The organism is Nocardiopsis sp. L17-MgMaSL7 (genome assembly GCF_003182025.1).
GTDB lineage: Bacteria > Actinomycetota > Actinomycetes > Streptosporangiales > Streptosporangiaceae > Nocardiopsis > Nocardiopsis prasina.
On sequence record NZ_QGTF01000015.1, the window covers coordinates 91,749 to 115,945 of the forward strand.

19 protein-coding genes are annotated in these 24,197 nt (G+C 71.3%); 1 reads left to right on the forward strand and 18 read right to left on the reverse strand.

The genetic code is table 11. The features are described from left to right. Positions 1-92 precede the first annotated feature (92 nt). The 7 genes from gap to uvrC form a co-directional block, all read right to left on the reverse strand. Positions 93-1,097: a type I glyceraldehyde-3-phosphate dehydrogenase gene (gene gap / locus BDW27_RS22965; protein WP_017546453.1), complete on the reverse strand. Its 1,005-nt coding sequence runs from the start codon at positions 1,095-1,097 to the stop codon at positions 93-95. Between the two features lie 327 nt (positions 1,098-1,424). Next, a complete protein-coding gene (gene whiA, locus BDW27_RS22970) occupies positions 1,425-2,405 on the reverse strand; it encodes a DNA-binding protein WhiA (protein WP_017546454.1) in 981 nt (326 codons plus the stop codon). A 199-nt stretch (positions 2,406-2,604) separates the two neighbouring features. Then, positions 2,605-3,021, reverse strand: a complete 417-nt coding sequence (locus BDW27_RS22975) for a DUF488 domain-containing protein (RefSeq protein WP_017546455.1) — start codon at positions 3,019-3,021, stop codon at positions 2,605-2,607. 82 nt (positions 3,022-3,103) lie between these two features. Then, the gene (gene yvcK / locus BDW27_RS22980) at positions 3,104-4,081 is read right to left on the reverse strand and encodes a uridine diphosphate-N-acetylglucosamine-binding protein YvcK (RefSeq protein WP_017546456.1); all 978 of its coding nucleotides are present in this window, start codon (positions 4,079-4,081) and stop codon (positions 3,104-3,106) included. 349 nt (positions 4,082-4,430) lie between these two features. Next, positions 4,431-5,207 (reverse strand): tyrosine-protein phosphatase, encoded by a 777-nt coding sequence (locus BDW27_RS22985; RefSeq protein WP_110051641.1) that lies wholly within the window; start codon positions 5,205-5,207, stop codon positions 4,431-4,433. 197 nt (positions 5,208-5,404) lie between these two features. Then, positions 5,405-6,289 (reverse strand): RNase adapter RapZ, encoded by an 885-nt coding sequence (gene rapZ, locus BDW27_RS22990; RefSeq protein ID WP_017546458.1) that lies wholly within the window; start codon positions 6,287-6,289, stop codon positions 5,405-5,407. After that, a complete protein-coding gene (uvrC, locus tag BDW27_RS22995) occupies positions 6,286-8,349 on the reverse strand; it encodes an excinuclease ABC subunit UvrC (RefSeq protein WP_110051643.1) in 2,064 nt (687 codons plus the stop codon). Before uvrC ends, rapZ begins: the two co-directional genes overlap by 4 nt. A gap of 227 nt (positions 8,350-8,576) precedes the next feature. Here uvrC and BDW27_RS23000 point away from each other — a divergent pair, with 227 nt between their 5' ends. After that, positions 8,577-9,686 carry a mechanosensitive ion channel domain-containing protein gene (locus BDW27_RS23000; protein ID WP_083927597.1) on the forward strand — a complete coding sequence of 370 codons (1,110 nt, stop codon included), beginning with the start codon at positions 8,577-8,579 and terminating at the stop codon, positions 9,684-9,686. Positions 9,687-9,753: 67 nt separating this feature from the next. Here BDW27_RS23000 and BDW27_RS23005 read toward each other — a convergent pair whose 3' ends face one another. From BDW27_RS23005 to recN, 11 genes are all read right to left on the reverse strand, one after another. Next, the gene (locus BDW27_RS23005; RefSeq protein WP_110051645.1) at positions 9,754-10,140 is read right to left on the reverse strand and encodes a Rieske (2Fe-2S) protein; all 387 of its coding nucleotides are present in this window, start codon (positions 10,138-10,140) and stop codon (positions 9,754-9,756) included. 355 nt (positions 10,141-10,495) lie between these two features. Then, entirely contained in the window at positions 10,496-10,864 is a 369-nt protein-coding gene (locus tag BDW27_RS23010) for a VOC family protein (protein WP_110051679.1), read from the reverse strand. A gap of 37 nt (positions 10,865-10,901) precedes the next feature. Then, positions 10,902-11,546: an RDD family protein gene (locus tag BDW27_RS23015; protein ID WP_017546463.1), complete on the reverse strand. Its 645-nt coding sequence runs from the start codon at positions 11,544-11,546 to the stop codon at positions 10,902-10,904. Positions 11,547-11,703: 157 nt separating this feature from the next. Next, on the reverse strand, positions 11,704-14,538 hold the full coding sequence (uvrA, locus tag BDW27_RS23020) for an excinuclease ABC subunit UvrA (protein ID WP_110051646.1): 2,835 nt from the start codon (positions 14,536-14,538) through the stop codon (positions 11,704-11,706). 346 nt (positions 14,539-14,884) lie between these two features. Then, the gene (locus BDW27_RS23025; RefSeq protein WP_017546465.1) at positions 14,885-15,904 is read right to left on the reverse strand and encodes a TerC family protein; all 1,020 of its coding nucleotides are present in this window, start codon (positions 15,902-15,904) and stop codon (positions 14,885-14,887) included. A 399-nt stretch (positions 15,905-16,303) separates the two neighbouring features. Continuing rightward, positions 16,304-17,386 (reverse strand): glycosyltransferase family 4 protein, encoded by a 1,083-nt coding sequence (locus BDW27_RS23030; protein ID WP_110051648.1) that lies wholly within the window; start codon positions 17,384-17,386, stop codon positions 16,304-16,306. Continuing rightward, entirely contained in the window at positions 17,383-18,993 is a 1,611-nt protein-coding gene (gene murJ, locus BDW27_RS23035; protein ID WP_110051680.1) for a murein biosynthesis integral membrane protein MurJ, read from the reverse strand. Before murJ ends, BDW27_RS23030 begins: the two co-directional genes overlap by 4 nt. Continuing rightward, positions 18,990-20,000 (reverse strand): hypothetical protein, encoded by a 1,011-nt coding sequence (locus BDW27_RS23040; RefSeq protein ID WP_110051655.1) that lies wholly within the window; start codon positions 19,998-20,000, stop codon positions 18,990-18,992. The genes murJ and BDW27_RS23040 overlap by 4 nt, the downstream gene beginning before the upstream one ends. Then, a complete protein-coding gene (locus BDW27_RS23045) occupies positions 19,997-21,133 on the reverse strand; it encodes a copper transporter (protein WP_110051657.1) in 1,137 nt (378 codons plus the stop codon). Before BDW27_RS23045 ends, BDW27_RS23040 begins: the two co-directional genes overlap by 4 nt. Next, the gene (gene steA / locus BDW27_RS23050; protein ID WP_110051659.1) at positions 21,130-22,302 is read right to left on the reverse strand and encodes a putative cytokinetic ring protein SteA; all 1,173 of its coding nucleotides are present in this window, start codon (positions 22,300-22,302) and stop codon (positions 21,130-21,132) included. Before steA ends, BDW27_RS23045 begins: the two co-directional genes overlap by 4 nt. A 178-nt stretch (positions 22,303-22,480) precedes the next feature. Further along, positions 22,481-24,193, reverse strand: coding sequence for a DNA repair protein RecN (gene recN / locus BDW27_RS23055; protein WP_110051660.1), 1,713 nt, complete (start codon positions 24,191-24,193; stop codon positions 22,481-22,483). Positions 24,194-24,197 lie beyond the last annotated feature (4 nt).

Sequence of the window (24,197 nt, forward strand, 5' to 3'; positions counted from 1 at the left end):
TGGAGGGGTGCGCACGCGACGGCACCCCCACCGCGCCTGGGCGGAAGGGGTGCCGGGTCACGCGTGCGCGGCCACGGGTCAGGACCCGTTGGTCACAGGTTGGAGCCGACCAGCTTGGCCAGGTCGACCAGGCGGTTGGAGTAACCCCACTCGTTGTCGTACCAGCCCAGGATCTTGACCTGGTTGCCGGCGACCATGGTCATCCCGGCGTCCAGGGTGCAGGAGGGCGAGGTGCCGACGATGTCGGAGGAGACGATCTCGTCCTCGGTGTAGACCAGGACGTTCTTGAGCGGACCCTCGGCCGCGGCCTTGAACGCGGCGTTGACCTCGTCCTTGGTGACCTCACGGTCCACGGTGACGACCAGGTCGGTGGCGGAGCCGTCCGGCACGGGGACGCGCATGGCCATGCCGTCCAGCTTGCCCGCGAGCTCGGGGATGACCAGGGCGGTGGCCTTGGCGGCGCCCGTGCTGGTCGGGATGATGTTCTGGGCGGCGGCGCGGGCGCGACGCAGGTCCTTGTGCGGGAAGTCCAGGATGACCTGGTCGTTCGTGTACGCGTGGACCGTGGTCATGAAGCCCTGCTGGACACCGAAGTTGTCCTTGAGCACCTTCGCCATGGGCGCCACACAGTTGGTGGTGCAGGAGGCGTTGGAGATGATGTCGTGGTTGGCGGCGTCGTACTTGTCGTCGTTGACGCCCATCACGATGGTGATGTCCTCGCCCTTGGCCGGGGCGGAGATGATGACCTTCTTGGCACCGGCACTGATGTGCTTGCGGGCGTCCTCGGCCTTGGTGAAGATACCGGTGGACTCGACGACGACGTCGACGTTCAGCTCGCCCCAGGGCAGCTGGGCCGGGTCGCGCTGGGCGAGGACCTTGATGTTCTTGTCGCCGACGCGGATGAAGTCGTCACCGACCTCGACGTCGCCCTCGAGGGTGCCGAGCACGGTGTCGTACTTGAGCAGGTGCGCGAGCGTCTTGGTGTCGGTGAGGTCGTTGACCGCGACGATTTCGATGTCGCTGCCGCCAGCGGCGACCGCGCGCCAGAAGTTGCGGCCGATCCGACCGAAGCCGTTGACGCCTACACGGATGGTCACGGAACCAATCTCCTCATATGTCGCACAGCAGTTTCACCCGAGCGTGTGGCTGTTCCGGGGCACCGGACCTGTGGGGCCGGCGCGACCGTGTTGAACAGCGTGAACGCGTAACAGGTGTTCACAAAGAGCCTATCGGAGTGTCGGCGGGGAGCCGTTCTCACCCCCGTCCGGCGACCCGTCGTCCCCTCGCGGATTCGCGACCATCCTGGCACCGCAAAGCTGAGAGGTCTATACCATTTTCGGAAGTTATCCGGGAGTTTTCCCAGTTAACAAAGCCGAACATCGGTGTGACGGTCGTGTTCCGGCGTGGTTGTGCCCCACAACCGGTCAGGGAACCAGCATGTCGGGAGTGAGGTTCGCCTCCGTGCCCTCGATGCCCAGGTCACTGGCCCGCTTGTCGGCCATCGCCAGCAGCCTGCGTATGCGCCCGGCGATGGCGTCCTTGGTCAGTGGCGGAACCGAGAGCTGTCCCAGCTCCTCCAGGGAGGCCTGCTTGTGGGCCAGCCGCAGCTGACCGGCGGCCACCAGGTGCTTGGGGGCGTCCTCCCCCAGGATCTCCAGGGCCCGCTCCACCCGCGCCCCCGCGGCGACCGCCGCCCGGGCGCTGCGCCGCAGGTTGGCGTCGTCGAAGTTGGCGAGCCGGTTCGCGGTGGCCCGCACCTCCCGGCGCATCCGGCGCTCCTCCCAGGCCAGGACGCTCTGGTGGGCGCCCAGCAGGGTCAGCAGCGCGCCGATGGAGTCACCGTCGCGCACCACCACGCGGTCCACACCGCGCACCTCACGGGCCTTGGCGTGCACCTTGAGCCGACGGGCCGCGCCGACCAGGGCCAGCGCCGCCTCCGGACCGGGGCAGGTGACCTCCAGCGACATGGACCGGCCCGGCTCGGTCAGGGAGCCGTGCGCGATGAAGGCGCCGCGCCACGCGGACTCGGAGTCGCAGGCCCCGCCCGCCACCACGTGACGGGGCAGGCCGCGCACCGGGCGGCCGTTGTTGTCGACCAGACCTGTCTGGCGGGCCAGGGACTCACCGTCCTTGATCACCCGCACCACGTACCGGTTGCCCTTGCGCAGTCCGCTCGGGGAGAGCACGACCACCTCGGACTCGTGTCCGAAGACCTCCGAGATGTCCTTGCGCAGCCGCCGCGCGGCCGCGCCCGTGTCGAGTTCGGCCTCGATCACGATCCGGCCGCCCACGAGGTGCAGGCCACCGGTGAACCGCAGGATGGTGGACACCTCCGCCTTGCGGCAGCATGGCTTGAGGATCGCCAGTCGGCTCAGCTCATCCTTCACCACGCCGGTCATCGCCATCGCTGCGATCCTCCCCTTGAACTGGCAGAACACCGGCGCCGCACACCCGGGCGCCGGGGCGCCGCCCAGGGTCACCCCCGGGCGGCTTTCTCGGTGCAGACTACGTGACGCGCGCCTTTACGCCGACCCCCGCACGGCGTGTCGCACTTCCTCAAGCCCAGCTCACAGGCGGCGTGTCGCCCTTCGTGACGGTGTGCGGTCAATTGCTCCCCGACCCCGAGGAGGGGTCCAGGAGCGACTCCAGGTGGTCCCTCAGGACGACGGCGTGGTTGTGCTCGGTGTCCTTGGCCGCGTACAGGAGTGTGACGGGCCCCTTCCGGGCCGCGTCGAGGAGGGGTTCCAGGACCTCCGGGTGGGCCTCCAGTTCGGCCCGGTAGCGGCGGGCGAACTCCTCGAAACGGCTCGGGTCGTGCCCGAACCAGGTGCGCAGGTGCGGACTGGGCGCGGCGTCCTTGACCCACTCGTCCCCGGCGACCGCGCTCTTGCTCACCCCTCGGGGCCAGAGGCGGTCCACGAGGAACCGCGGCCCGGGCGGGGGTTCCTCCCCCTGCCCGGGGTGCTCCTCGGCGCGGACCTCGTCGTAGACGCGTTCCAGGTGGATGCGGTGATCAGCCATGCGACCACCCTTCCCCGTCCCCGGTCACGGGGACCCCAGCACGGCACCAACAACACGGGCGGCCGTACTCCGCGCGTGCGGGTCAGACCTCCAGGACGCGTTCCAGGGCGGCGGCCAGCTTCTCGGCGTCGTGGCGCGGGGAGCCGTCCCCCCGGCTCAGGTCGGCCAGTTCGAGCCGCCCGCCCAGCTGGTGGGCGGCGGACAGGAGCGGGCCGACCTCCTCCACCGTTCCGGTGTCGGCCAGGACCACGTCCACCCCCAGCTTGGGCGCGTGCTCGTTCAGCACCTCAAGGTAGGTCTCGGGACGGAAGTCGTCGGTCTCCCCTTGCTGGGGCGACAGGTTGAGCACGACCAGCCGCTTGGCCCGAGTGGTGACCAGGGCGTGGGCCAGTTCCGGGACCAGCAGGTGCGGCAGCACGCTGGTGAACCAGGAACCGGGGCCGAAGACCACCCAGTCGGCCTCCCGCACGGCCTTGACCGCCTGCGGGCTGGCCGGGGGGTCCTCGGGGATCAACGAGATCGAGCGCACCCGGCCGCTGGTGCTGGCGCACGCCACCTGCCCGCGCACCGTGGTGAGCGCGTCGGGCTTGTCCGGGTCGATCCCGGACACCTCCGCGGAGATCTCCAGCGGGACCGACGACATCGGCAGTACCCGGCCGTGGGCGCCCAGCAGCTGCCCCACCCAGTCCAGACCCGCCACCGAGTCACCGAGCAGTTCCCACAGGGCGACGATCAGCAGGTTGCCGACCGCGTGGCCGTGCAGGTCCCCCTCCGAACGGAAGCGGTGCTGGAGCACCTGGCTCCAGGTGTGCCCCCACTCGTCGTCCCCGCACAGCGCGGCCAGGGCCATTCTCAGGTCCCCGGGCGGCAGCACGCCCAGTTCCTCGCGCAGACGGCCGCTGGAGCCGCCGTCGTCGGCGACCGTCACGATGGCGGTGACATCCGTGGTCACCCTGCGCAGCGCCGACAGGGAGGCGTGCAGGCCGTGCCCGCCCCCCAGCGCGACCACCCGGGGCGGCCGCGAGGCGTCGTCCCCGTCCGGAGCGGTGCTGTTCGACATGCCTTTGGCCTGCCCCCTCGTCCCGTGTCCGGCGGACGCGTCGGCCCGCCCCGGAGTGGAGGCGTGCGAACGGCCGGCCCACGCCCCCGGCCCGCCGTGTCCCGGCCCCTTCGCGGACCGGCACCAACAATGACCGGGCCAATGTAAGGGAAGACGCCATTATTGGCGATTCGGTTCACCCGGGGGCCGGGCGCGTGTCAGTGGGGACCAGGATGTCAGCGGGACGCGCGTCCAGCCGTGAGCGGCCGGAGCACGAGCGTGTCGGAGGCGTGGGTCACATGGGATCGGTGCCCTGGGCTCCCCGTGCGTTCGGGAGACGTCCGGGTGGAGGGCTCCCCCGGGGATCCGATCAGCCCAGGAGCCGGGCCCGGATCCGGTCCAGGTCCTCCTCGTCGGTGCCCGCCTCCAGGAGACGGGCCCGCACGTCCAGGCCCCGCAGGACGTCGAGGACGCTGCCGCGCGGCGTCAGTCCGCGGTCGGCCAGCAGGGACGCGATCACCGGCCCCTGGTCTTCCTGGCCCATCGCGGCGAAGAGGGGCACGAGAGCGGCGGTGGAGAGTTCGTAGTCGTCGGCTATCGCGTCGGCCTCGACCTCCGCCAGGGAGAGCAGCAGCAGGGCGACCAGCCCGGCGCGGTCGCGTCCGGCCCCGCAGTGGAACAGGACGCCGCCGGGTGCGGACCGTGCCAGGGCGGTGACGACCGCGGCACACCGTTCGGCCTTGCGGGCGAGGAAGGGCCGGAAGTAGAGGGGGCTCCCGTTCAGCTTCCTGCGGTTGACGTCCTTCCAGAACTCCACGTCGTCGACATCGTCCAGGGGCACCTCCAGACGCCCCATCCCCTCGGGGAGGGGCGTCCGGGCCGACACCGCGGGGAACGCGGCGGACCCTCCCCGACGTGTCGGGCCCTCACCCGGGGTCGGCCGAATCTCGTCCGGGTTGCGCAGGTCCACGACGGTGCGCACACCGGCGTCGTGGGCGGCCCGCCATCCCTCGGCGGTGACGAAACGCGGGTCGGCGGATCTGACGAAGGCCCCGGACCGAGTGGTCCGGCCGTGGCGGGTGGGAAGGCCGCCGAGGTCACGGGTGTTGAAGAACCCCTGCCACGTGATCCGTCTACTGTCGCTCATGGACGCCAGGGATACCCGCACTCGCCGGGAAGGAAAAGTTCCTTGGTCCCGATCCGGTCAGTACGACGGTCCGACGGTCCGCTGACGGCCGGGGTCGCTGGGGTCGCTCTCCCCCTGCCGGGGCCCGGCCCACAGCCACACCGCACGGAGGCTCGGGCCCGGGGGCGCGAACCCCCGGGTGCCGCCTCGAACGCGCGTCACTCCCGGCCCACGTCCCGGTGGACCACGTGCACGTCCACGCCCTGCGCGCGCAGCCGGTCGCCGAACTGCTCCGCCATGGCCACGCTGCGGTGCTTGCCACCGGTACAGCCCACCGCGAGGGTCATGTAGTGCTTGCCCTCGCGCTGGTAACCGGCGATGGTCAGCTTCAGGACCTCCGAGTACGCCTCCAACATCTCCTGGGCGCCGTCCTGCGAGAGGACGTAGTCCCGGACCGGCTCGTCGCGGCCGTTCATCGGCCTGAGCTCGGGCACCCAGTGGGGGTTGGGCAGGAAACGGCAGTCCAGGACGAGGTCGGCGTCGACCGGGAGGCCGTGCTTGAAGCCGAAGGAGACCACGTTGGCACGCGGGCGCACCTCGTCGCTCTCTCCGAAGAACCCGATCACCCGCGCCTTGAGCTGGTGCACGTTGAGCTGCGAGGTGTCGATGACCAGGTCGGCCTCGCCCCGGATGGCGCGCAGGGTCTCGCGCTCACGGGCGATGCCGTCGGTCAGTCGGCCGTCACCCTGGAGGGGGTGGGGTCGGCGGACCCCCTCGAAGCGGCGCACCAGGGCGTCGTCCCCGGCCTCCAGGTAGAGCACCCGCGCGGTGATGTCGCGCTTGCGCAGCTCCTCCACCGTGGACAGCAGGTCCTCTGTGAAAGCGAGTGAACGCACGTCCACCACCACCGCGACCCGGGGGACCGCCCCGTGGGTGCGGCCGGCGAGCTCGATCATCGTCGGCAGCAGGCCCGGTGGCAGGTTGTCCACCACGAACCAGTCCAGGTCCTCCAGGGCCCTGGCCGCCGTGCTGCGACCCGCACCGGACATCCCGGTGACGATGACCACCTCGGGCGGAAGCTCCCCACCCAGTTCGACCGTCATGTGTCTCCTCCCCCGTCTGTGCCTTGCCTTGCCGTCGCCCCGTCACCCTCCCCATCCCTCCGGCCGGGGCCACCGGACAGATGTGCGTGCACGGACTCGGCCAGTTTGGGACCGATCCCGGGTACCTCCGCGATCTCCTCGACGCTCGCCGAGGCGAGTCTGCGTACCGAACCGAACTCCTTGATGAGGGCGGTCCTGCGCGCCGGGCCCAGCCCCGGGAGTTCGTCCAGACTGCTCCCGGTGAGCGCCTTGGCGCGCTTTTGCCGGTGGTACTGGATGGCGAAGCGGTGGGCCTCGTCGCGGACGCGCTGGAGGAGGTAGAGCCCCTCGCCGGTGCGCGGGAGGATCACCGGATCCTCGTCGTCGGGCAGCCACACCTCTTCCAGGCGCTTGGCCAGACCGCAGACCGCCACGTCCTCGATGCCGAGTTCGTCCAGCGCGCGCCGCGCGGCCTCCGCCTGCGGGCGGGCACCGTCCACCACCACCAGGTTAGGCGGATAGGCGAACTTGCCGGGCGCGGGCTCCTCGGAGGCACCGCTGCCGCCCGTCACCTCGTGCACCTCGGGACCGTTCTCCGCCGCGTGGTCCTCGGGTCCTCCCATGCGGGCCACCTCACCGGTGCGCGAGCTCTCCTCCAGGTAGCGGCGGAACCGGCGTTTGACCACCTCGTACATGGCGGCCACGTCGTGCTGCTCCGCTCCCCCGGCCCCGCTGCCGCGCACGGAGAAGCGCCGGTACTCGGACTTGCGGGCCAGGCCGTCCTCGAAGACCACCATCGACGCCACCACGTGCTCGCCCTGGAGGTTGGAGATGTCGAAGCACTCGATGCGCAGCGGTGCCTCGGACAGGTCCAGCGCCTCCTGGATCTCGTTGAGGGCGCGGCCCCGGGTGCTCAGGTCACCGGCGCGGTGGGTCTTGTGCCGGGCCAGCGCCTCGCGGGCGTTCTTGTCCACGGTCTCCATGAGGGACTTCTTGTCTCCGCGCTGGGGCACGCGCAGGTCCACCGCCGAGCCCCGGTGCTCCGACAGCCAGCTCGCCACGGCGTCGGGGTCGTCGGGCTCGTGGGAGACCAGGACCTCGCGCGGGATCGACGTACCGGTTCCCTCGGTCTCCTCAGCGCCGTCCAGCGCGCCGTAGAGCTGGCGCAGGAAGGTCTGCATGAGCTCCCCGGGACTGGCGTCGGTCACCTTGTCCACCACGTACCCGCGCTGACCGCGGATCCGGCCGCCCCGGACGTGGAAGATCTGGACCGCCGCCTCCAGGGGGTCGTCGGCCATCGCGATGACGTCGCAGTCGGTGGAGTCGGGCAGCACCACCGCCTGCTTCTCCAGGGCGGCGCGCAGGGCCTCGATGTCGTCACGGATGCGCGCGGCCCGCTCGTACTCCATCTCCTGGGCGGCCTCGGTCATGCGGCCCTCCAGTTGGCGGATGAAGCGACCGGTGTCCCCGGCCAGGAACGAGCAGAAGTCCTCCGCCAGTTCGCGGTGCTCCTCGGGGCTGGCGCGGCCCACGCAGGGCGCCACGCACTTGCCGATGTAGCCGAGCAGGCAGGGGCGGCCGCTGTTGCGGGCCCCCCGGAAGACCCCGGCCGAGCAGGTGCGCACCGGGAAGACCCGCAACAGAAGGTCGACGGTCTCGCGGATGGCCCAGGCGTGCGAGTAGGGGCCGAAGTAGCGCACGCCCCGGCGCTTGGCCCCCCGCATCACCTGTACCCGGGGGAACTCCTCGTTGAGGGTCACCGCCAGGTAGGGGTAGCTCTTGTCGTCGCGGTACTTGACGTTGAATCGCGGGTCGTACTGCTTGATCCAGGAGTACTCCAGCTGGAGGGCCTCGACCTCGGTGCCGACGATCGTCCAGTCGACGTCGGCGGCGGTGGAGACCATCTGCTGGGTACGGGGGTGCAGTCCGGCGAAGTCCCGGAAGTAGGAGGACAGCCGCGATCGCAGGTTCTTGGCCTTGCCCACGTAGATGACCCGGCCGGAGGCGTCCCGGAATCGGTAGACACCGGGCTCGGTCGGGATGGAACCGGGGGCGGGGCGCAGGTGAGGAGTCGCAGCCATACCCCCATTCTGGTCGCTCCCGGGGACAGACGGCCACCTGTCCGTGCGGAGCGCCTCCGTGGAGCGGGTCACTCCGGCACGATCAGTCCAAGCAAACGTCACGATTGGATATCTGCATGGTCTAGGTTGGGCGAGTACAGCCGAACTTCCCGACATGAACGACAGGGGGGCACTTCGTCGTGAATCCGTCCCAATGGATCGCGATCGGCGTCACCGTCGCGGTCTCGATGGCCCTGGTCTTCGTACTCCAGTGGCTGCTCAACCACAAGTTGGGCAAGGTCTGGCCGATGGCCCGCTACGTGGTCTCGCGCTCGGCGGTCACCGCGTACACCGCGGCGGCGGTCGTCGGTGCCAACCTGGCGCTCCCCAGCCGGGGGGACGTGCCCTGGAGCACGTTCCAGACCATCGACCACGCGATGACGATCCTGATGATCGGTACCCTGACCGCTCTGGGGATCAGCCTGGCCTACGCGGCCACGGACATGGTCCTGGAGCGGCTCTCGGTGCGCAACGGCGACGCTGACCGCCGGGCCCGCCGCCTCCAGACCCAGGTGCGCCTCCTGCGCCGGGTGATCACCTCGGTCATCGTGATCCTCGCCATCGCATCGATCCTGTTCACCTTCCCCGAGGTCCAGGCGCTCGGAGCCGGGCTCCTGGCGTCGGCCGGTGTGATCGGCATCGTCGCCGGTGTCGCCGCCCAGTCGACCCTGGGCAATCTCTTCGCCGGGCTCCAGTTGGCCTTCAGCGACGCCCTGCGCATCGGCGACGTCGTGGTGGTCGAGGGCGAGTGGGGCCGCGTCGAGGAGCTCAGCCTCGTCAACGTCACCATCAAGATCTGGGACGAGCGCCGCCTCGTGGTCCCCGTCGCCAACTTCACCACCACCAGCTTCGAGAACTGGACCAAGGCCGGGACCAACATCACCGCGAAGGTCCAGCTCCCCCTGGACTGGGAGGTGCCCATCGGCGACCTGCGCGAGGAGACCGGCCGCCTGATCACCGCGAGCAGGTTCTGGGACGGGCGCAGCTGGTCCTGCCAGGTCGTGGACATCACCGAAACCGGTGAGGTCATGGTCCGGGTGGTCGCCACCGCCTCCGACACCGGCAACCAGTGGAACATCGCCTGCGAGATCCGCGAGCACCTGATCACCTGGCTGGCCACCAACTACCCCGAGTCCCTGCCGCGCAAGCGGACGGAGTTCGTCGGTGGCGCGGACGACGAGTCCGACTACGCCGCGCGGTTCCCGACCTCCGCCTTCCGTCGCACGGCCGCCGCCTCCGGCGCCGTCCACGACAGCGGCAACGGTTCGGCGCAGTCCGGCAACCCCGAAGAGGTCTGACCCGCCGAGCACACGACGGAGCCCCACCGGACGCTGTCCGGTGGGGCTCCGTCGTGTGTGACCCCGGTCAGTCGAGGACGATGTCGGTCCCGTCGATGGTGACGGTGAACTTCTCCAGGGGCTCCTGGGCCGGTCCCGTCACGACCTCACCCGAGGCGATGTCGAACTCGCTGCCGTGGCACAGGCAGCGGATGAGCTCGTCCTCCACCTCCTGGACCGTGCAGCCGCCGTGGGTGCAGGCCGCGCTGAAGGCCCTGTACTCGCCCTCCTCGGGCTGGGTCACCACCAGCTTGCTGTGGCTGAACACCGCCCCGCCGCCCTCGGGGACGTCGGTGGTCTGACCGACCACGTGCCCTCGGCGCACCTCCTGTGGGCTGGGAGGCTCACCGCAGGCGCTCACGGCGGTCACGGCGGCGGCCGCCCCCGCCGTTCCGAGCAGACGACGCCTGCTCAACCCGCACCCGCATGTCCTCGTTCCAGCCACGACCGAACGCTCCTCACCTGCGCCTGAATTCCACTACGAATCGTAGTAGGCCGGGTCGGGTGCCGCGCACCGCCCCCTACTCGGAAGCGCCGGGGGTGCTCCCCCGGCGGCGGGCCCTCCCACGGGCGGGGTCCTGTGGAAGCAGGTGCGGTGCAGAGGAACGTCGCCCTCGCATGCTCGTGAGGACAAGACGGCGAAGCGGGTTCGGCTCAGTGAGCTGACCGCCGCACGCGGTTCGGGCGAAGCTCACTCCGGGTGGGACGGCCGTGATGAACCGTCCGGGCGCTCGCGCGGGAAGGGCCACCCGCCCGCTGGCGGCCTGCGGTCACGCCGTGAACTCCAGGCAGAACGGGTGGCCGGCGGGGTCGGCGTAGACCCGGTACATGTTGTCGGGGTTTTCTTCGGAGACGGCCAGCGGACGCGCGCCCAGGGCCAGGACCCGCTCGTGGGCGGCGTCGATGTCCGCGACCACGATCTCGAAGTGCATCTGCTGGGGCCGCTCGGGGTCGGGCCAGGCCGGGGCCCGGTGGTCGTCCACCCGTTGGAAGTCGACCACGGGCCAGGTCCCGTCGCCGATCCCGGCCCAGTCGTGGTCACGACGGGTGACGGGCAGCCCCAGGAGCTCCGAGTAGAAGTCGGCGAGGGCCCCGGGGTCGGGGCAGTCGATGGTCACTGCGCGCAGTCGTCCGATCATGGGCAACAGCCTGCCAGACGAACGGTGGGGGCGGGCCTCACCGCGACCCGACGTCGAGGACCACCGTTCCCGCGATCCTGTCGTGCAGCCCCTGCCGGTTCGGCCTGTCCCAGGCGGCCATCCCGCCGATCAGCAGCGCCATCACGGCGATGAACACGAACCAGAGCCCGCGTGTGAAGAACAGCAGGATCGGCAGGCCGTACAGGGCCGCGCGGACGGTGACGGCGGAGAGGCGGATCGGGCCGAGCCCTCCCTGGGCGGCCAGCGGGGCCACCTTCAGCCCCATCCTGCGCTTGCCGTAGGTCTGCTGCCAGCGGGAGACGGCGTAGGTCTCGTAGGCGGTGTGGAGGACGAACATGACCGGCCAGAGGATGAACCAGAAGCGGTGGTCCAGGTCCTGGGTGGAACCGCCCAGGACCACCTGCGCCCCGGCCCAGGTGAGCGCGAGGACCAGGCTGATCAGGAGCGCCGGAAGCGCGATCACGACCGCGTCGATGCAGCGGGCCGCCGCCCGCGCCCACCAGGACGCCAGCGGGTGGACGACCCCGGCCGCCGGTGGCACGGGCCCCGCCGCCGAACCGCCCTCGGGTCCGGGTGTCCCGGCCGGTCCCGGTGCGGGCGGACCGTCCTGCGGCGGTCGCGTCCCCCACTGGTGACCGTTCGGGTGCGGTGAGGCGTTCATGGGAGAGGTCGACCTCCGGAGTGACGGGGGATGCGGGCCTGGCACCCCCGACTGTACCGACCGCCGCGCACGCCCCGCCCGGCGTCTCGGGGCCTTCCACGACGCGGCCCCCGCACGGTGCCGTGCGGGGGCCGGTGGTGGATCGTCGGGGATCCGGTCAGAGCATCTTGGCGAGGAACTGTCCGGTGTAGGACTCCGCGACCGAGGCGACCTCCTCGGGGGTGCCCTCGGCCACGACCGTGCCACCGCCGGACCCTCCCTCGGGGCCCATGTCGATGACGTGGTCGGCCGTCTTGATGACGTCGAGGTTGTGCTCGATGACGATCACCGAGTTCCCCGTGTCGGTCAGCCGGTTGAGGACCCCCAGCAGCTTGCGGATGTCCTCGAAGTGCAGACCGGTGGTGGGCTCGTCGAGCACGTACACGGTCCTGCCGGTGGAGCGGCGCTGGAGCTCGGCGGCGAGCTTCACCCGCTGGGCCTCCCCTCCGGAGAGCGTGGTGGCGGGCTGACCCAACCGCACGTAGCCCAGACCGACGTCGGCCAGCGTCTGGAGGTGGCGGCGGATCGCGTTCACCGGCTCGAAGAACTCCAAGGCCTCCGAGATCGGCATGTCCAGCACCTCGGCGATGTTCTTGCCCTTGTACTTCACCTGGAGGGTCTCGCGGTTGTACCGGGCGCCGTGGCAGACCTCGCAGGGCACGTACACGTCCGGCAGGAACTGCATCTCGATCCTGAGCGTTCCGTCACCCGAGCAGGCCTCGCAGCGGCCGCCCTTGACGTTGAACGAGAACCGGCCGGGCTGGTAGCCGCGCGTCTTGGCGTCGGTGGTCTGCGCGAACAGTTTGCGCACGTGGTCGAAGACCCCGGAGTAGGTGGCCGGGTTGGAGCGCGGCGTGCGGCCGATCGGGCTCTGGTCGACGTGCACCACCTTGTCGACCTTGTTCATCCCGTTGACCCGCAGGTGGCGGCCGGGCACGTCGCGCGCCCCGTTGAGCTCCTTGGCCAGGGCCTTGTACAGGATCTCGTTGACCAGCGTGGACTTGCCCGAACCGGACACCCCGGTGATGGCGGTGAACACGCCCAGCGGGAAGGAGACGTCGATGCCGTGCAGGTTGTTCTCGCGGGCGCCGCGGACCACCAGCTCGTGCCCCTTGGTCAGCGGGCGCCGTGTGGCGGGCAGCTCGATGGCGCGTCGTCCGGCCAGGTAGTCGCCGGTGAGCGAGTCGGCCGAGGTGAGGAGTTCGTCCACGATGCCCGAGACCACCACGTGCCCGCCGTGCTCGCCGGCACCGGGGCCGATGTCCACGACCCAGTCGGCCGCGCGGATGGTGTCCTCGTCGTGCTCGACCACGATGAGCATGTTGCCGATGTCGCGCAGCCGCTGGAGGGTCTCCAGCAGCCGGGCGTTGTCGCGCTGGTGCAGGCCGATGGAGGGCTCGTCCAGGACGTACAGCACGCCCACCAGGCCGGAGCCGATCTGGGTGGCCAGCCGGATGCGCTGGGCCTCGCCGCCGGAGAGCGAGCCGGAGGAGCGGGCCAGGCTCAGGTAGTCCAGGCCCACGTCCAGCAGGAAGCCGAGCCGGGCGTTGATCTCCTTGAGCACCTGGGCGGCGATGACCATGTCGCGGTCGGAGAGCCGGAGCCCGGCCAGGAAGGCGGCGCTGTCGCCGAGCGCCATGGAGGCCACCTCGGCGATGGACTTGCCGCCCACCGTCACCGCGAGGACGACCGGCTTGAGCCGGGTGCCGTCACAGGTGGGGCAGGGCACCGAGCGCATGTAGCCCTCGAGGCGCTCACGGGTGTGGTCGCTCTCCACCTCGGAGTGGCGGCGCTTCACCCAGGGGATCACGCCCTCGAACTCGGTGTAGTAGGAGCGGTTGCGCCCGTACCGGTTGCGGTAGCTGACGTGCACCTGGGTGTCGTGGCCCTCCAGGATCGCCTTGCGCGCGCGGCGCGGCAGCCGCTCCCAGGAAGTGTCGGTGTCGAACCCCACGGCCTCGCCGAGCGCCTTGAGGATCCGCTCCCAGTAGCCGCCGTTGGGACCGCCGGACCAGGGGGCGATGGCGCCCTCGGCCAGGGTCCTCTCGGGGTCGGGGACCAGCAGGTCCGCGTCGACCTCCATGCGGGTGCCCAGACCGGAGCAGTCGGGGCAGGCGCCGTAGGGCGCGTTGAAGGAGAAGGAGCGCGGTTCGAGCTGCTCGAAGGAGAGGTCGTCGTAGGGGCAGTAGAGGTGTTCGGAGAAGACCTTCTCCCGCTCGGGGTCGTCGGCCTCCAAGTCCACGAAGTCCAGGACGATGGTGCCGCCAGCCAGCTTGAGCGCCGTCTCCACCGAGTCGGTGAGCCGCCCGTTGGCTCCGGGCTTGACGCTGAGCCGGTCCACGACCACGGCGATGTCGTGCTTGTCGTAGCGGCCGAGCTTGGGCGCCTCGTCCAGCCGGACCGACTGGCCGTCGACGACGGCGCGGGTGTAGCCCTTGGACTGGAGGTCCTTGAAGAGCTCGATGTACTCGCCCTTGCGTCCGCGCACGACCGGTGCGAGCACCTGGAAGCGGGTACCCTCGGTCATCTCCATGACCCGGTCGACGATCTGCTGCGGCGTCTGCCGGGCGATCTCGCGGTGGCACTCCGGACAGTGCGGAACGCCCACGCGGGCCCAGAGCAGGCGCAGGTAGTCGTAGACCTCGGTGATGGTGCCCACCGTGGACCGCGGGTTGCGGCTGGTCGACTTCTGGTCGATGGAGACCGCCGGGGACAGGCCCTCGATGAAGTCCACGTCGGGCTTGTCCATCTGGCCCAGGAACTGGCGGGCGTACGCCGAGAGGGACTCGACGTAGCGGCGTTGGCCCTCGGCGAAGATCGTGTCGAAGGCGAGCGAGGACTTGCCCGAACCTGACAGGCCGGTGAACACGATCATGGAGTCGCGGGGCAGGTCCAGCGACACGTCCTTGAGGTTGTGCTCCCGTGCTCCACGGACCACGAGTTGTTCGACCATCGAGTGAGACATCCTTCGGCTCTGACGCACAGGCGCGGACCACGTCGGAGAGACGTCGGTGGACCCGTGTATGGCTTCGCGTTGAGGCGGTCGCGGACCCCTCGGGGCCGCCGCGGCTCCGGAATCGGGCCGCTCAGGAGATGTCGGGGAGTGGTGAGGCGACTCCCCGTTCGACAAGACTAACGATCACCCGGGGCCGTTTCTTCCGCCGCGCGAAAATGGTGGCGCCCCGACGCGTGAGCGCCGGGACACCACCACTATAAACGAACAACCGTTCGAACGATGCTGGTTTCCACAGTTCCCGGGACCGGGTCGCGGGAACGTCCGCGGACGGAGTGGTCCGGGGTCAGGAGCGGTCGGCCGTGTCCCGGCCCTGGCCCTCGACCTCGGCCCGGCGGCGCTGGTCGATACCGGACTTGACCAGGCTGCCGACGATGGTGACGGTCATGATGCCCAGGATGACGGTGAGCGAGGTACCGATGCCGATGTCCACGACGTGCACACCGTTCTCGTGCAGGGCGTGCAGGATCATCTTCACGCCGATGAACACCATGATCGCGGACAGGCCCCAGCTGATGTAGGCCAGGCGGTCCATCAGTCCGGCCAGCAGGAAGTACAGCTGGCGCAGCCCCATCAGGGCGAAGGCGTTGGCGGTGAAGACGATGTAGGCGTCCTGCGTGAGGCCGAAGATGGCCGGGATGGAGTCGACGGCGAAGACGAGGTCGATGACGCCGATCGCGACGATCACCAGCAGCATCGGGGTCACGTGGCGGCGGCCGTCGAGCTTCACGGTGAGCTTGGCGCCGTGGTAGTCCTTCGTCACGGGCCAGAAGCGCTTCACCAGGCGCACGACCGGCGTCTGCGTGAAGTCCTTCTCCTCGTCGTCGCCCTTGACGTGGTCGCGGACGATCTTGTAGCCGGTGTAGATGAGGAAGACGCCGAAGAGGTAGAAGACCTCACTCCAGGCGTTGATGACCTGCGCGCCCAGCACGATGAAGAAGCCGCGCATGATGATCGCGATGACGATGCCGACGAGCAGGACCTCGTGCTGGTACTTCTTCGGGACCGCGAACGCGGTCATCAGAAGGTAGAACACGAAGAGGTTGTCGATGCTCAGGCTCTTCTCGGTGACGAACCCGGCAAAGTACTCGGCGCCCGCCGTCGGGTTGCCGAAGTACATGACCCCGAACCCGAACACGATGGCGATGCCGATGTAGAAGACGGCCCACCAGGAGGCCTGCTTGATCCCGAACTCCTTGGGACCCTTGGTCTTGCTCCACGGGTGGTCGACGATCACGAGATCCAGGGCGAGGATCAGCACCATGGCCGCGATGGTGGCGGCCCACACCCACAAGGGAACGTTCACGGACGGATTCTCCTCCGGTTGGTGCGCGCGAGCGTTTTGCACGCACGGCGAATAACCGGAGGTCTCTCCCGCTCACGTCCGAAGAACGTGAACCGACGGAACCGGGAGAACGTCGTTGTACTCCGTGATGACGGCACCGCCGCGACAGGGATACTCCCCTCACGTGGTGAAGCAGGCGCGTAGAGCGCACCAGAACAGGTTACGCCATCCGAGCCGGTTCTCAGCATGACATCAAATTCCTCTCTGAGGAAGTCACCCGCGCGGCGGTACCCGTCACTCCCCGGAGACACATCATCCGCACCCGCCGGACATCCGGTGCCACGTGTGACCGCGCTGTCCCGCGGGCACCGGTCCCCCGGCGCACCGCGACGCGTTCGAGGGCCCGGCGCGCCGCGACGGTCACCAGGACGCCACCGACTTGTACACCGCGCACGCCGCCTCCACCGCGTCCTCCTCCGAGGGCAGCCTCCGCGCCGCCTCCCGGGAGCGGGCCCGCAGGTCGGCGGCCAGGTCCGGGTCGTCCAGCACCCGGCCGACCGCCGCCGCGAAGGCCGCGGGATCGCCGGGCGGCACCATCAGCACAGTCCCCGCGTAGAGGTCGGGGATGCCGCCCACCCTGGTGGAGACCACCGGCAGCCCGGCTCGCAGGGCCTCCATGATGACCAGCGACGGGCCCTCCCAGTGACTCGTCAGGCAGAAGACGTCCGCCGCGGCCAGCAGGTCCGCCACGTCGCCCCGGTGTCCGAGCATGCGCACGTCCACCCGCATCTCCGCGGCGGCGTCGTGCAGTTCCCCCCACAGCGGCCCGTCCCCCGCGATGGCCACCACGGGTTCGGGGACCCGGTTCGAGATCGCCGGGGTCGCTGCCAACAGGGTGTCCAGCCCCTTCTGCTCAGCGAGCCGGGCCACCGTCATCAGCAGCGGACGGCCCGGCTCCACCGCCAGGTCCGCCCGGGTCTCCTCACGCCCCTTCAACGGCGTGCCCGTCTCCGGGGCCGCCACCACGGCCATCCGGGCGTCCTTCGCCCCCGCGGCCGAGAGCCTGCGCACGAGGTCCCCGGAGACCCCCAGGACCACCTCCGCGCGGTGGGCCACGATCCGCTCGAGAACGGGATAGACCGTGCCCAGGACTCCCCCGACCACGGGCGGCGCGTTGTGCGCGGTGACCACCAACGGCCGCACCCCCGCGAGCGCGCACAGGGCTCCGGCCCGCAGTCCGTGCGCGTGCACCACGTCCGCCCCGCGCAACAACGAGTGCAGGCGCAGCACCACCCCGGGGTCGCCCGGGGAGGGTGAGGGCCCGATCGGCACCGGGGCGAAGCGCATGCCCAGCGACGAGAACCCGAACTCCCGGTCGGCCGAGGGCGGTCCGACCACCGCCACACGGAACCCCCGGTTCATCAGCCCCTCACCCAGCGAGCGCACGTGGCGGCCCACCCCGCCGCTGACCGTCCCCACGACCAACGCGATCCTGCCGTTCACCGTGTTGCCCTCCCTCGTTCGCGAATGTTCCGAGCACGGTCCGCCACCGTGCGCAGCGCGGAGCGGTCCACCAGGACCGCCACCGCCCCGAAGACCGCCATCGCCGCGCATCCCGCGGCGACGGCCACGAGCGCCGTCCACCAGATCCCGCCCCCCACGGACCCCGCCAGCGCCGTGGCCGTCCATCGCCCGACCAGCCATCCCGCCACGCCGGCGACCAGCGCCGCGCACAGGGACCGGACCAGGCCGGACAGGGAGACGGTGCCGTGGACCCGCGTCACCCCTCCGCACAGCAGGACGGCGGCCAGGCTGAGTCCGGTGGTGCTCGCCGCGCCCAGCCCGGCGATGGACCACCCCGGTGGCAGCGCCCACACCAGCCCCACGGCGCACGCCATCACCACCAGCCAGCCCACGACCTGCGCGGTGGCCGCGGAACGGCCGTGGTGGGAGGCGTACAGCGCCCGGCTGAGCAGCGCCACCAGGGCGAAACCCACCACCCCGGGGGCGTAGGTCAACAGCGCGCGTTCCAACGGGGCGGGCTCCACTTGGGCGAAGACCGCCGCCAGCGGTGCGGCCGCCGCAGCCAGGGCCGTGCCCACCCCCGCGGTGATCACCACGCAGGCCCGCGCGCTGCCCGAGAGCAGCCGGGCGAAGCCGTCCCGGTCCTCCTCGGCGTGGGCCACCGCCAGCGAGGTGAACGCGCTGGTCGCGATGGGAACGGCGATCACCCCGTAGGGCAGGGTGAACAGCGCCCACGCGTAGCTGTAGAGCACGGAGGCGCCCGCTCCCCCGCCCCAGTTGGCCAGTGCCACCGAGAGCAGCAGGCTCACCTGCATGGCCACCAGCGGCAGCAGCGAGGCCAGAGCCAGGGAACGCACGCGCGCACCCACACCCGGGGGGAAGGTCAGGCGGGGGCGCGACCGCAGCCGCAGCCCCCCGGCCGGTCCCAGCACCGTGAGGAAGAGCGCCACCACCCCTGCGGTCGTGCCCAGGGAGAGCACGAGTTCGGCGGAGACCGGCAGGGCGTCGAGGTCCTGCCGGTGGTCGGCGCCCAGGGGCACGAACACCAGGTAGGCGGCGATGACCACCAGGCTGGACACCAGGGGCGCCAGGGCCGGGGCCAGGAAACGGCGGTGGGACTGGAGGACGCCGTAGAGGACCGCCGCGAGCCCGTAGAAGACGATCTGCGGAGCGAACACCACCAGCATGCGGGCGGCCAGGCCGACCAGGGCGGCGCGGTCGCAGCCGGCCCCCGCGCCCAGCAGCAGGGTCATCGCCGGGACCGAGGCCAGCGCCAGCAGCACGGCCAACGGCAGGGAGAGCAGCAGCACCCAGGTGACCAGCGCGGAGGCGGTGTGCCGGACCTGGTCGTCGTCGCCGCGTTGGACCGAGGCGGCCAGGACGGGGACGACCATGGCGGTCAGGGCTCCGCCGATGACGATCTCGAACAGCACCGCAGGGAGCTGGTTCGCGGTGACGTAGGCGGTGCCCAGGCAGGTGTCGCCGACGGTCTGGGAGAAGACGACGGTGCGGCCGAACCCGGCCAGACGGGCGCCCACGGTGACCACCGCGATGAGCGCCGCCGCCGTGGCGACCCCGCGCGTCACCCCGGGGCCGGTGAGGCGGCGGAGCGCCGTGCCCGCGGTACGCGCTCCGGCCCGTCCTGGGCCGCCCCCCGCCGGCGTCCCGTTCCGCCCGACGAAGGAGCCCCGGACGGAGTGCGGTCGGCCGTTCGCCGATCGGGCCCGGCGGCACCGGCGTCCGCGCGCCCCCACCGGTCCAGCCGGTTCAACAGCGGCACGCGCTCGATCACCTGGGAGAAGCTGACCCGCTCGCTGGCCAGGGTCAGGCCGACCACCCCGCCGAGCAGGGCCAGGCGGACCGGTCGCGGTGCGCGGGCCGCCGCGGCCACGCCCAGGGCGGCGCCGAGCGCGTTGGCCCCGGCGTCGCCGAGCATCGAGCGTTCGGCCAGGTCGTCGGGGAGCAGGGCGGCCGAGGCGCCCAGCACCGGACCCACCAACGGTGCGGCCGGGGAGGCGAGCGCGGGGGCCGAGGCCAGCAGCGCGAACTTCACGGCCCGGCCGGGGCGCAGGTCGAGGAGGTTGACCAGGTTGGCGCTGGCCGCGATCAGGGCTCCGTCCACCAGGGTGTCCAGCGGCCCCCTGCGCAGCAGGGAGGCGGCGGCCAGCCCCGTGGCTCCGATCCCCGCCATCTTGACCGTCCCGGTGGTGACCTCCCCGTGGGCGAGCGCGCCCAGGTGGCCGCGCAACCCCTTGGCTCGGGTGTTCCCGGCGAGGTCGTCGTAGGCGCCGAAGGCCGCCGAGGCCGCCGCGGCCAGGGAGGTGGCCGCGCGCACGCGCGGGGTGAGTCCGGGGGCGAGCACGCAGGCGGCACAGATCCCCGAGGCGAGGGCCGGGCCCTCCTTGAGGGTGACAGTGCGGCCCCGGAAGTTGACGCGCTGCCAACTCGGGGAGCGGTCGCCGTCCCGGTCGAGCATCCGGTAGGCGGATCGGGCGGCGAGGGCTCCGAGCACGGCCCCGGTCAGGCCTCGGGCCGCCTGCGACACCACGGAGGTGCGCGGCGCGGCCGCCCGGGGCGTGCGCGCGGGCCTCACTCTCCGCTCCGGGGCGCCCTGCGGCGGGCCTCGTCCTCGTTGCCGGACTCGGCCACCGCCTCGGCTTCGGCGTCGGCTTCGGTCTCGGCGGTCTCGACCGGTCCGGGCAGCGGGTCGGGCAGGAAGCCGACCACACCCTCACCGATGCCGTAGGCGGAGCCGGAGCCGTCGAGGGAGTCGGCCAGGGCGAGGACGGCGACCACGTTCCCGGTGGAGCGCCCCACCACGTCCACGGTGGCGTGGGACGGTTCCTGGTCGCGCGCGAGGGCCACCAACCCGCCAGGGCGGCCCGAGTCGGTTCCCCCGGCCAGGACCGTGGGTCCGACCTGCCGGTGCAGCGCCGCGGTGAGGCTGCTCAGTGCGGTGTTGACGCGTTCGGCGTCCTCTTCGGGGGCGTTGCTGGCGGGGGCCACCACGATCAGGGCGTCGGCCGACGCCGCCGGAGAACCCTCGACCGTGAGCAGGCCGCCCTCAGAGAAGGCCGACAGCACGGCGCTGGCGTCGTGGCCGGTGTCCGGAGCGTCCGTGGCCCCGGTGTCGGCCTCGCCGTCGGCCTCGGTGTCGTCGTTGTCCCTGTCACGGCCCTCGGTCGCCTCGGCGTCCTCGGTCTCCGCGGATTCCTCGAGGCCCTCCTCGTCCGGGACCGCCAGCGCGTGACCCAGCGCGGTTCCGGCCTTGTCGTAGGGGTTGCCGGAGAGGTCGCCCGGATCGGCGGCGACCTGAAGGGCGAGTTCGTCGACGAAGGTGGAGCTGCCGCTGTCCAGGAACGACTCCTCGAACAGCACTCGGCCCGCGACCGAACCGCCGGCCTCCTCCACGCGGCCGCCCAGGGCCTGCACGACCTCCTCGTCCGCCCCGGGCGCCGCGACCAGGACCACCTCGCGGTCGAGCAGGCGCTCCTCCAGGACGTCGGCGGCGACGGCGTCGGTGAACTGGTCCGCCCCGGTGTTGAGCAGTTCGGAGTCGTCGCGCTCGGCGCGCAGCTCCTCGCTCTGCCCGCGCAGGTCGGCCGTCTCGGACTGGAGGGTGTTGAGCAGCGGGTCCTGGAGCATCGTGGTGCCCAGGACCAGACCAACGGTGAGTGCGAGGAACACCGCGATGATGGACACGAGGTGATAGCGGAAGTCGATCACGTGAACAGCCCCGTCATCCAGTAGACGAACGCGTCCCAGCGCGCCGCGAGAAAGGTGAGATAGACCTGCCCGGCCGGTGAGCTGTAGGCGGCGACCAGGATGGTGAGTAGGCACGCGGCCACCAGGCCGAGCAGTGCCCACGGTGAGATGCGGGATCGGTAGAGGCGGCTCACGCCCTTGGCGTCCACCAGCTTCCCGCCGACCCGGAGCCGGGTGAGGAAGGTGCTGGCCATCCCCGACCGGCCCTTGTCGAGGAACTCCTCCAGGGTGGCGTGGGTGCCCACCGCGACGATGAGGCTGGCACCCGAGCCGTCGGCGAGCATCATCGCCACGTCCTCGCTGGTGCCGGTGGCCGGGAAGACCACCGCCTCGTGGCCCAGGTCGGTGAGCCGTTGGAGTCCGGGGGCGCGGCCGTCGCGGTAGGCGTGCACCACGAGTTCGGCGCCGCTGGTCAGGGCCTGGTCGGAGACGGAGTCGAAGTCCCCGACGATGATGTCCGGACGGTACCCGGCCTCCATCACGGCGTCGGCTCCCCCGTCCACCGCGATGATCACCGGGCGGAACTCGCGGATGTAGGGCCGCAGCGCGACGATGTCCTCGCGGTAGTGGTAGCCCCGCACGACGATCAGGACGTGGCGCCCCTCCATGGAGGTGCCGATCACGGGGATGCCGATGCCGTCCAGCAGGAGGTCGCGCTCGCGTTGGAGGTAGGCCATGGTGTTGGCCGCGAAGGCCTCCAGCTGGGTGGCGAGCCCGGCGCGCGCCCCGGCCATGGCGTCGGCCACGCTCTCCTTGTCCTGACAGACCCCCCGGGCGACGACCTCGTCGCCCCGGTAGAGGACAGCGCCCTCCAACCGCAGCCGTTCCCCGTCACGGACGCGGGTCAGGATCTCCGGGTCGACGTCGTCCACCAGGGGGATACCGGCGGCCACGATCATCTCGGGCCCCTGGTTGGGGTAGCGCCCGCTGATACTGCGGGCGACGTTGAGCACCGCCGAGACCCCGCAGCCCACCAGGGCCTCGGCGCTGACCCGGTCAAGGTCGACGTGGTCGATCACGGCGATGTCGCCGGGTCGCAGCCGCTTGGTCAGGTTCTTGGTGCGGCGGTCCGAACGGACGGGCGCAACCAGCCCGAAGGGGGCTTCCGCTCGCGAACGGCGGAATCGCATTGTGGCTCTGAGCGCATCCGATACCTTCATCGGTGGCATACTGTCAGAACTCGAACACGGTAAGTTACTACAGTCGACTGGCGGGCGTTTTCTGGGCAAACCACCCAGGCCGTGACGCCAGCGGTGGCCGCACCCAAGGGGCACGGCCACCTCCGCGACTCAGTCCTCGCAACCGGGGTCAGCCAGCCGGGTAGGCGCGCTCCGGATCGGCGTTGTTCATCAGCTCTTCCGCGTGGGCCCGACCCAGCTCGGAATCCTCCAGCCCCGCGAGCATCCGTGAGAGCTCACGCACCCGCCCGTCCCGGTCCAGCCGGACCACGCCGCTCTCCGTCACCAGGCCCTCGGTGGACTTCTCCACCACCAGGTGGGCGTCGGCGAAGGCCGCCACCTGCGGCAGGTGCGTGACCACGATCACCTGCGCCAACCGGGCCAGACGGGCCAGACGCCGGCCGATCTCCACCGCGGCCTTGCCGCCGACACCGGCGTCCACCTCGTCGAACACGAAGGTGGGGACCGGGTCCGCTCCAGCGAAGACCACCTCGATCGCCAGCATCACCCGCGACAGCTCACCGCCCGAGGCCCCCTTGTGCAGGGCCAGCGGCGGCGAACTCGGGTGCGGGGCCAGCAGGAGCTCGACCTCGTCGCGCCCGTGCTGCCCGAACTCCTCACCCGTGGTGATGCGCACGCTCACCCGCGCGTGCGGCATGGCCAGCGCGGTCAGCTCCTCGGTGACCGCCGCGCCGAACCGCTCGGCGGCGCCGGACCGGATCCCGGTCAGCTCGGTGGCGGCCTCGTCCAACCGCGCGTACAGCTCCTCGGCCTCCGCGCGCAGCCCCTCGATCCGCTCGTCGTCGCCGTCCAGCTCCCCGAGGCGCTTGGCGGCGTTCTCCGCCCAGGCCAGCACCTGGTCCGTGGTCTCGCCGTACTTGCGTGAGAGCTGTGTGAGCAGGGACCGGCGCTCCTGGATCACGGCCAGCCTGGCCGGGTCGGCGTCCACCGACTCGGCGTAGGAGGCCAGCTCGGTGGCGGCGTCGGTGAGGATGTACGACGCCTCGTCCAGGCGGTCGCCGATGGCGGCCAGGTCCGCGTCGTGCTCGCGCACGGCGCCGACGGCCTGGCGGGCCGCCGACAGCAGCCCCACCACGTCGGCCTGGACCTCGGCCGCGGCCGGGTCGCCGGTGAGCGCCTCGTGCGCGGTGGTCGAGGCCACCCGAAGTCCGTCGGCGTGCGCCAGCCGGGTCTCCTCCGTGAGGAGCTCGGCGTCCTCACCGGGCTGCGGCGCGGCGGCGGCGATCTCCTCCACACCGAACCGCAGGAGGTCGGCCTCCTGGGCACGCTCGCGGGCCCGCTCCACCAGTTCGTCCAGCTCGGCGGAGACCTCGCGGTGGCGCCGGTAGGCGGCGGTGTAACGCTTCATCGCCCTGGCCAGGTCGTCCCCGGCGAACCGGTCCAGCGACGAGCGCTGACGGTCCGAACGGAGCAGGCGCTGTTGGTCGGACTGCCCGTGCACGGCCACCAGGTCGTCGGCCAGGTAGGCGAGCAGGCTGACCGGCGCCGAACGGCCGCCCATGGTGGCCCGTGACCTTCCCTCGGCCGACACCGCGCGGGTGAGGATCAGGACGTCGTCGTCGATGTCGCCCCCGGCCTCCAGCACGCGGTCGGCCACTCGACCGCCCTGGGGCACGGTCAACCGTCCCTCGACCACGGCACGGTCGGCCCCCGGACGTACCCGCTGGGGGTCGGCGCGTCCACCGAAGAGCAGTCCCAGCCCGGTGACGACCATGGTCTTGCCCGCGCCGGTCTCACCGGTGACGACGGTCAGACCCGGTGAGAGTTCCAACACGGCGTCGTCGATGACACCGAGGCCTTGGATTCGGACTTCTTCGAGCACCGAT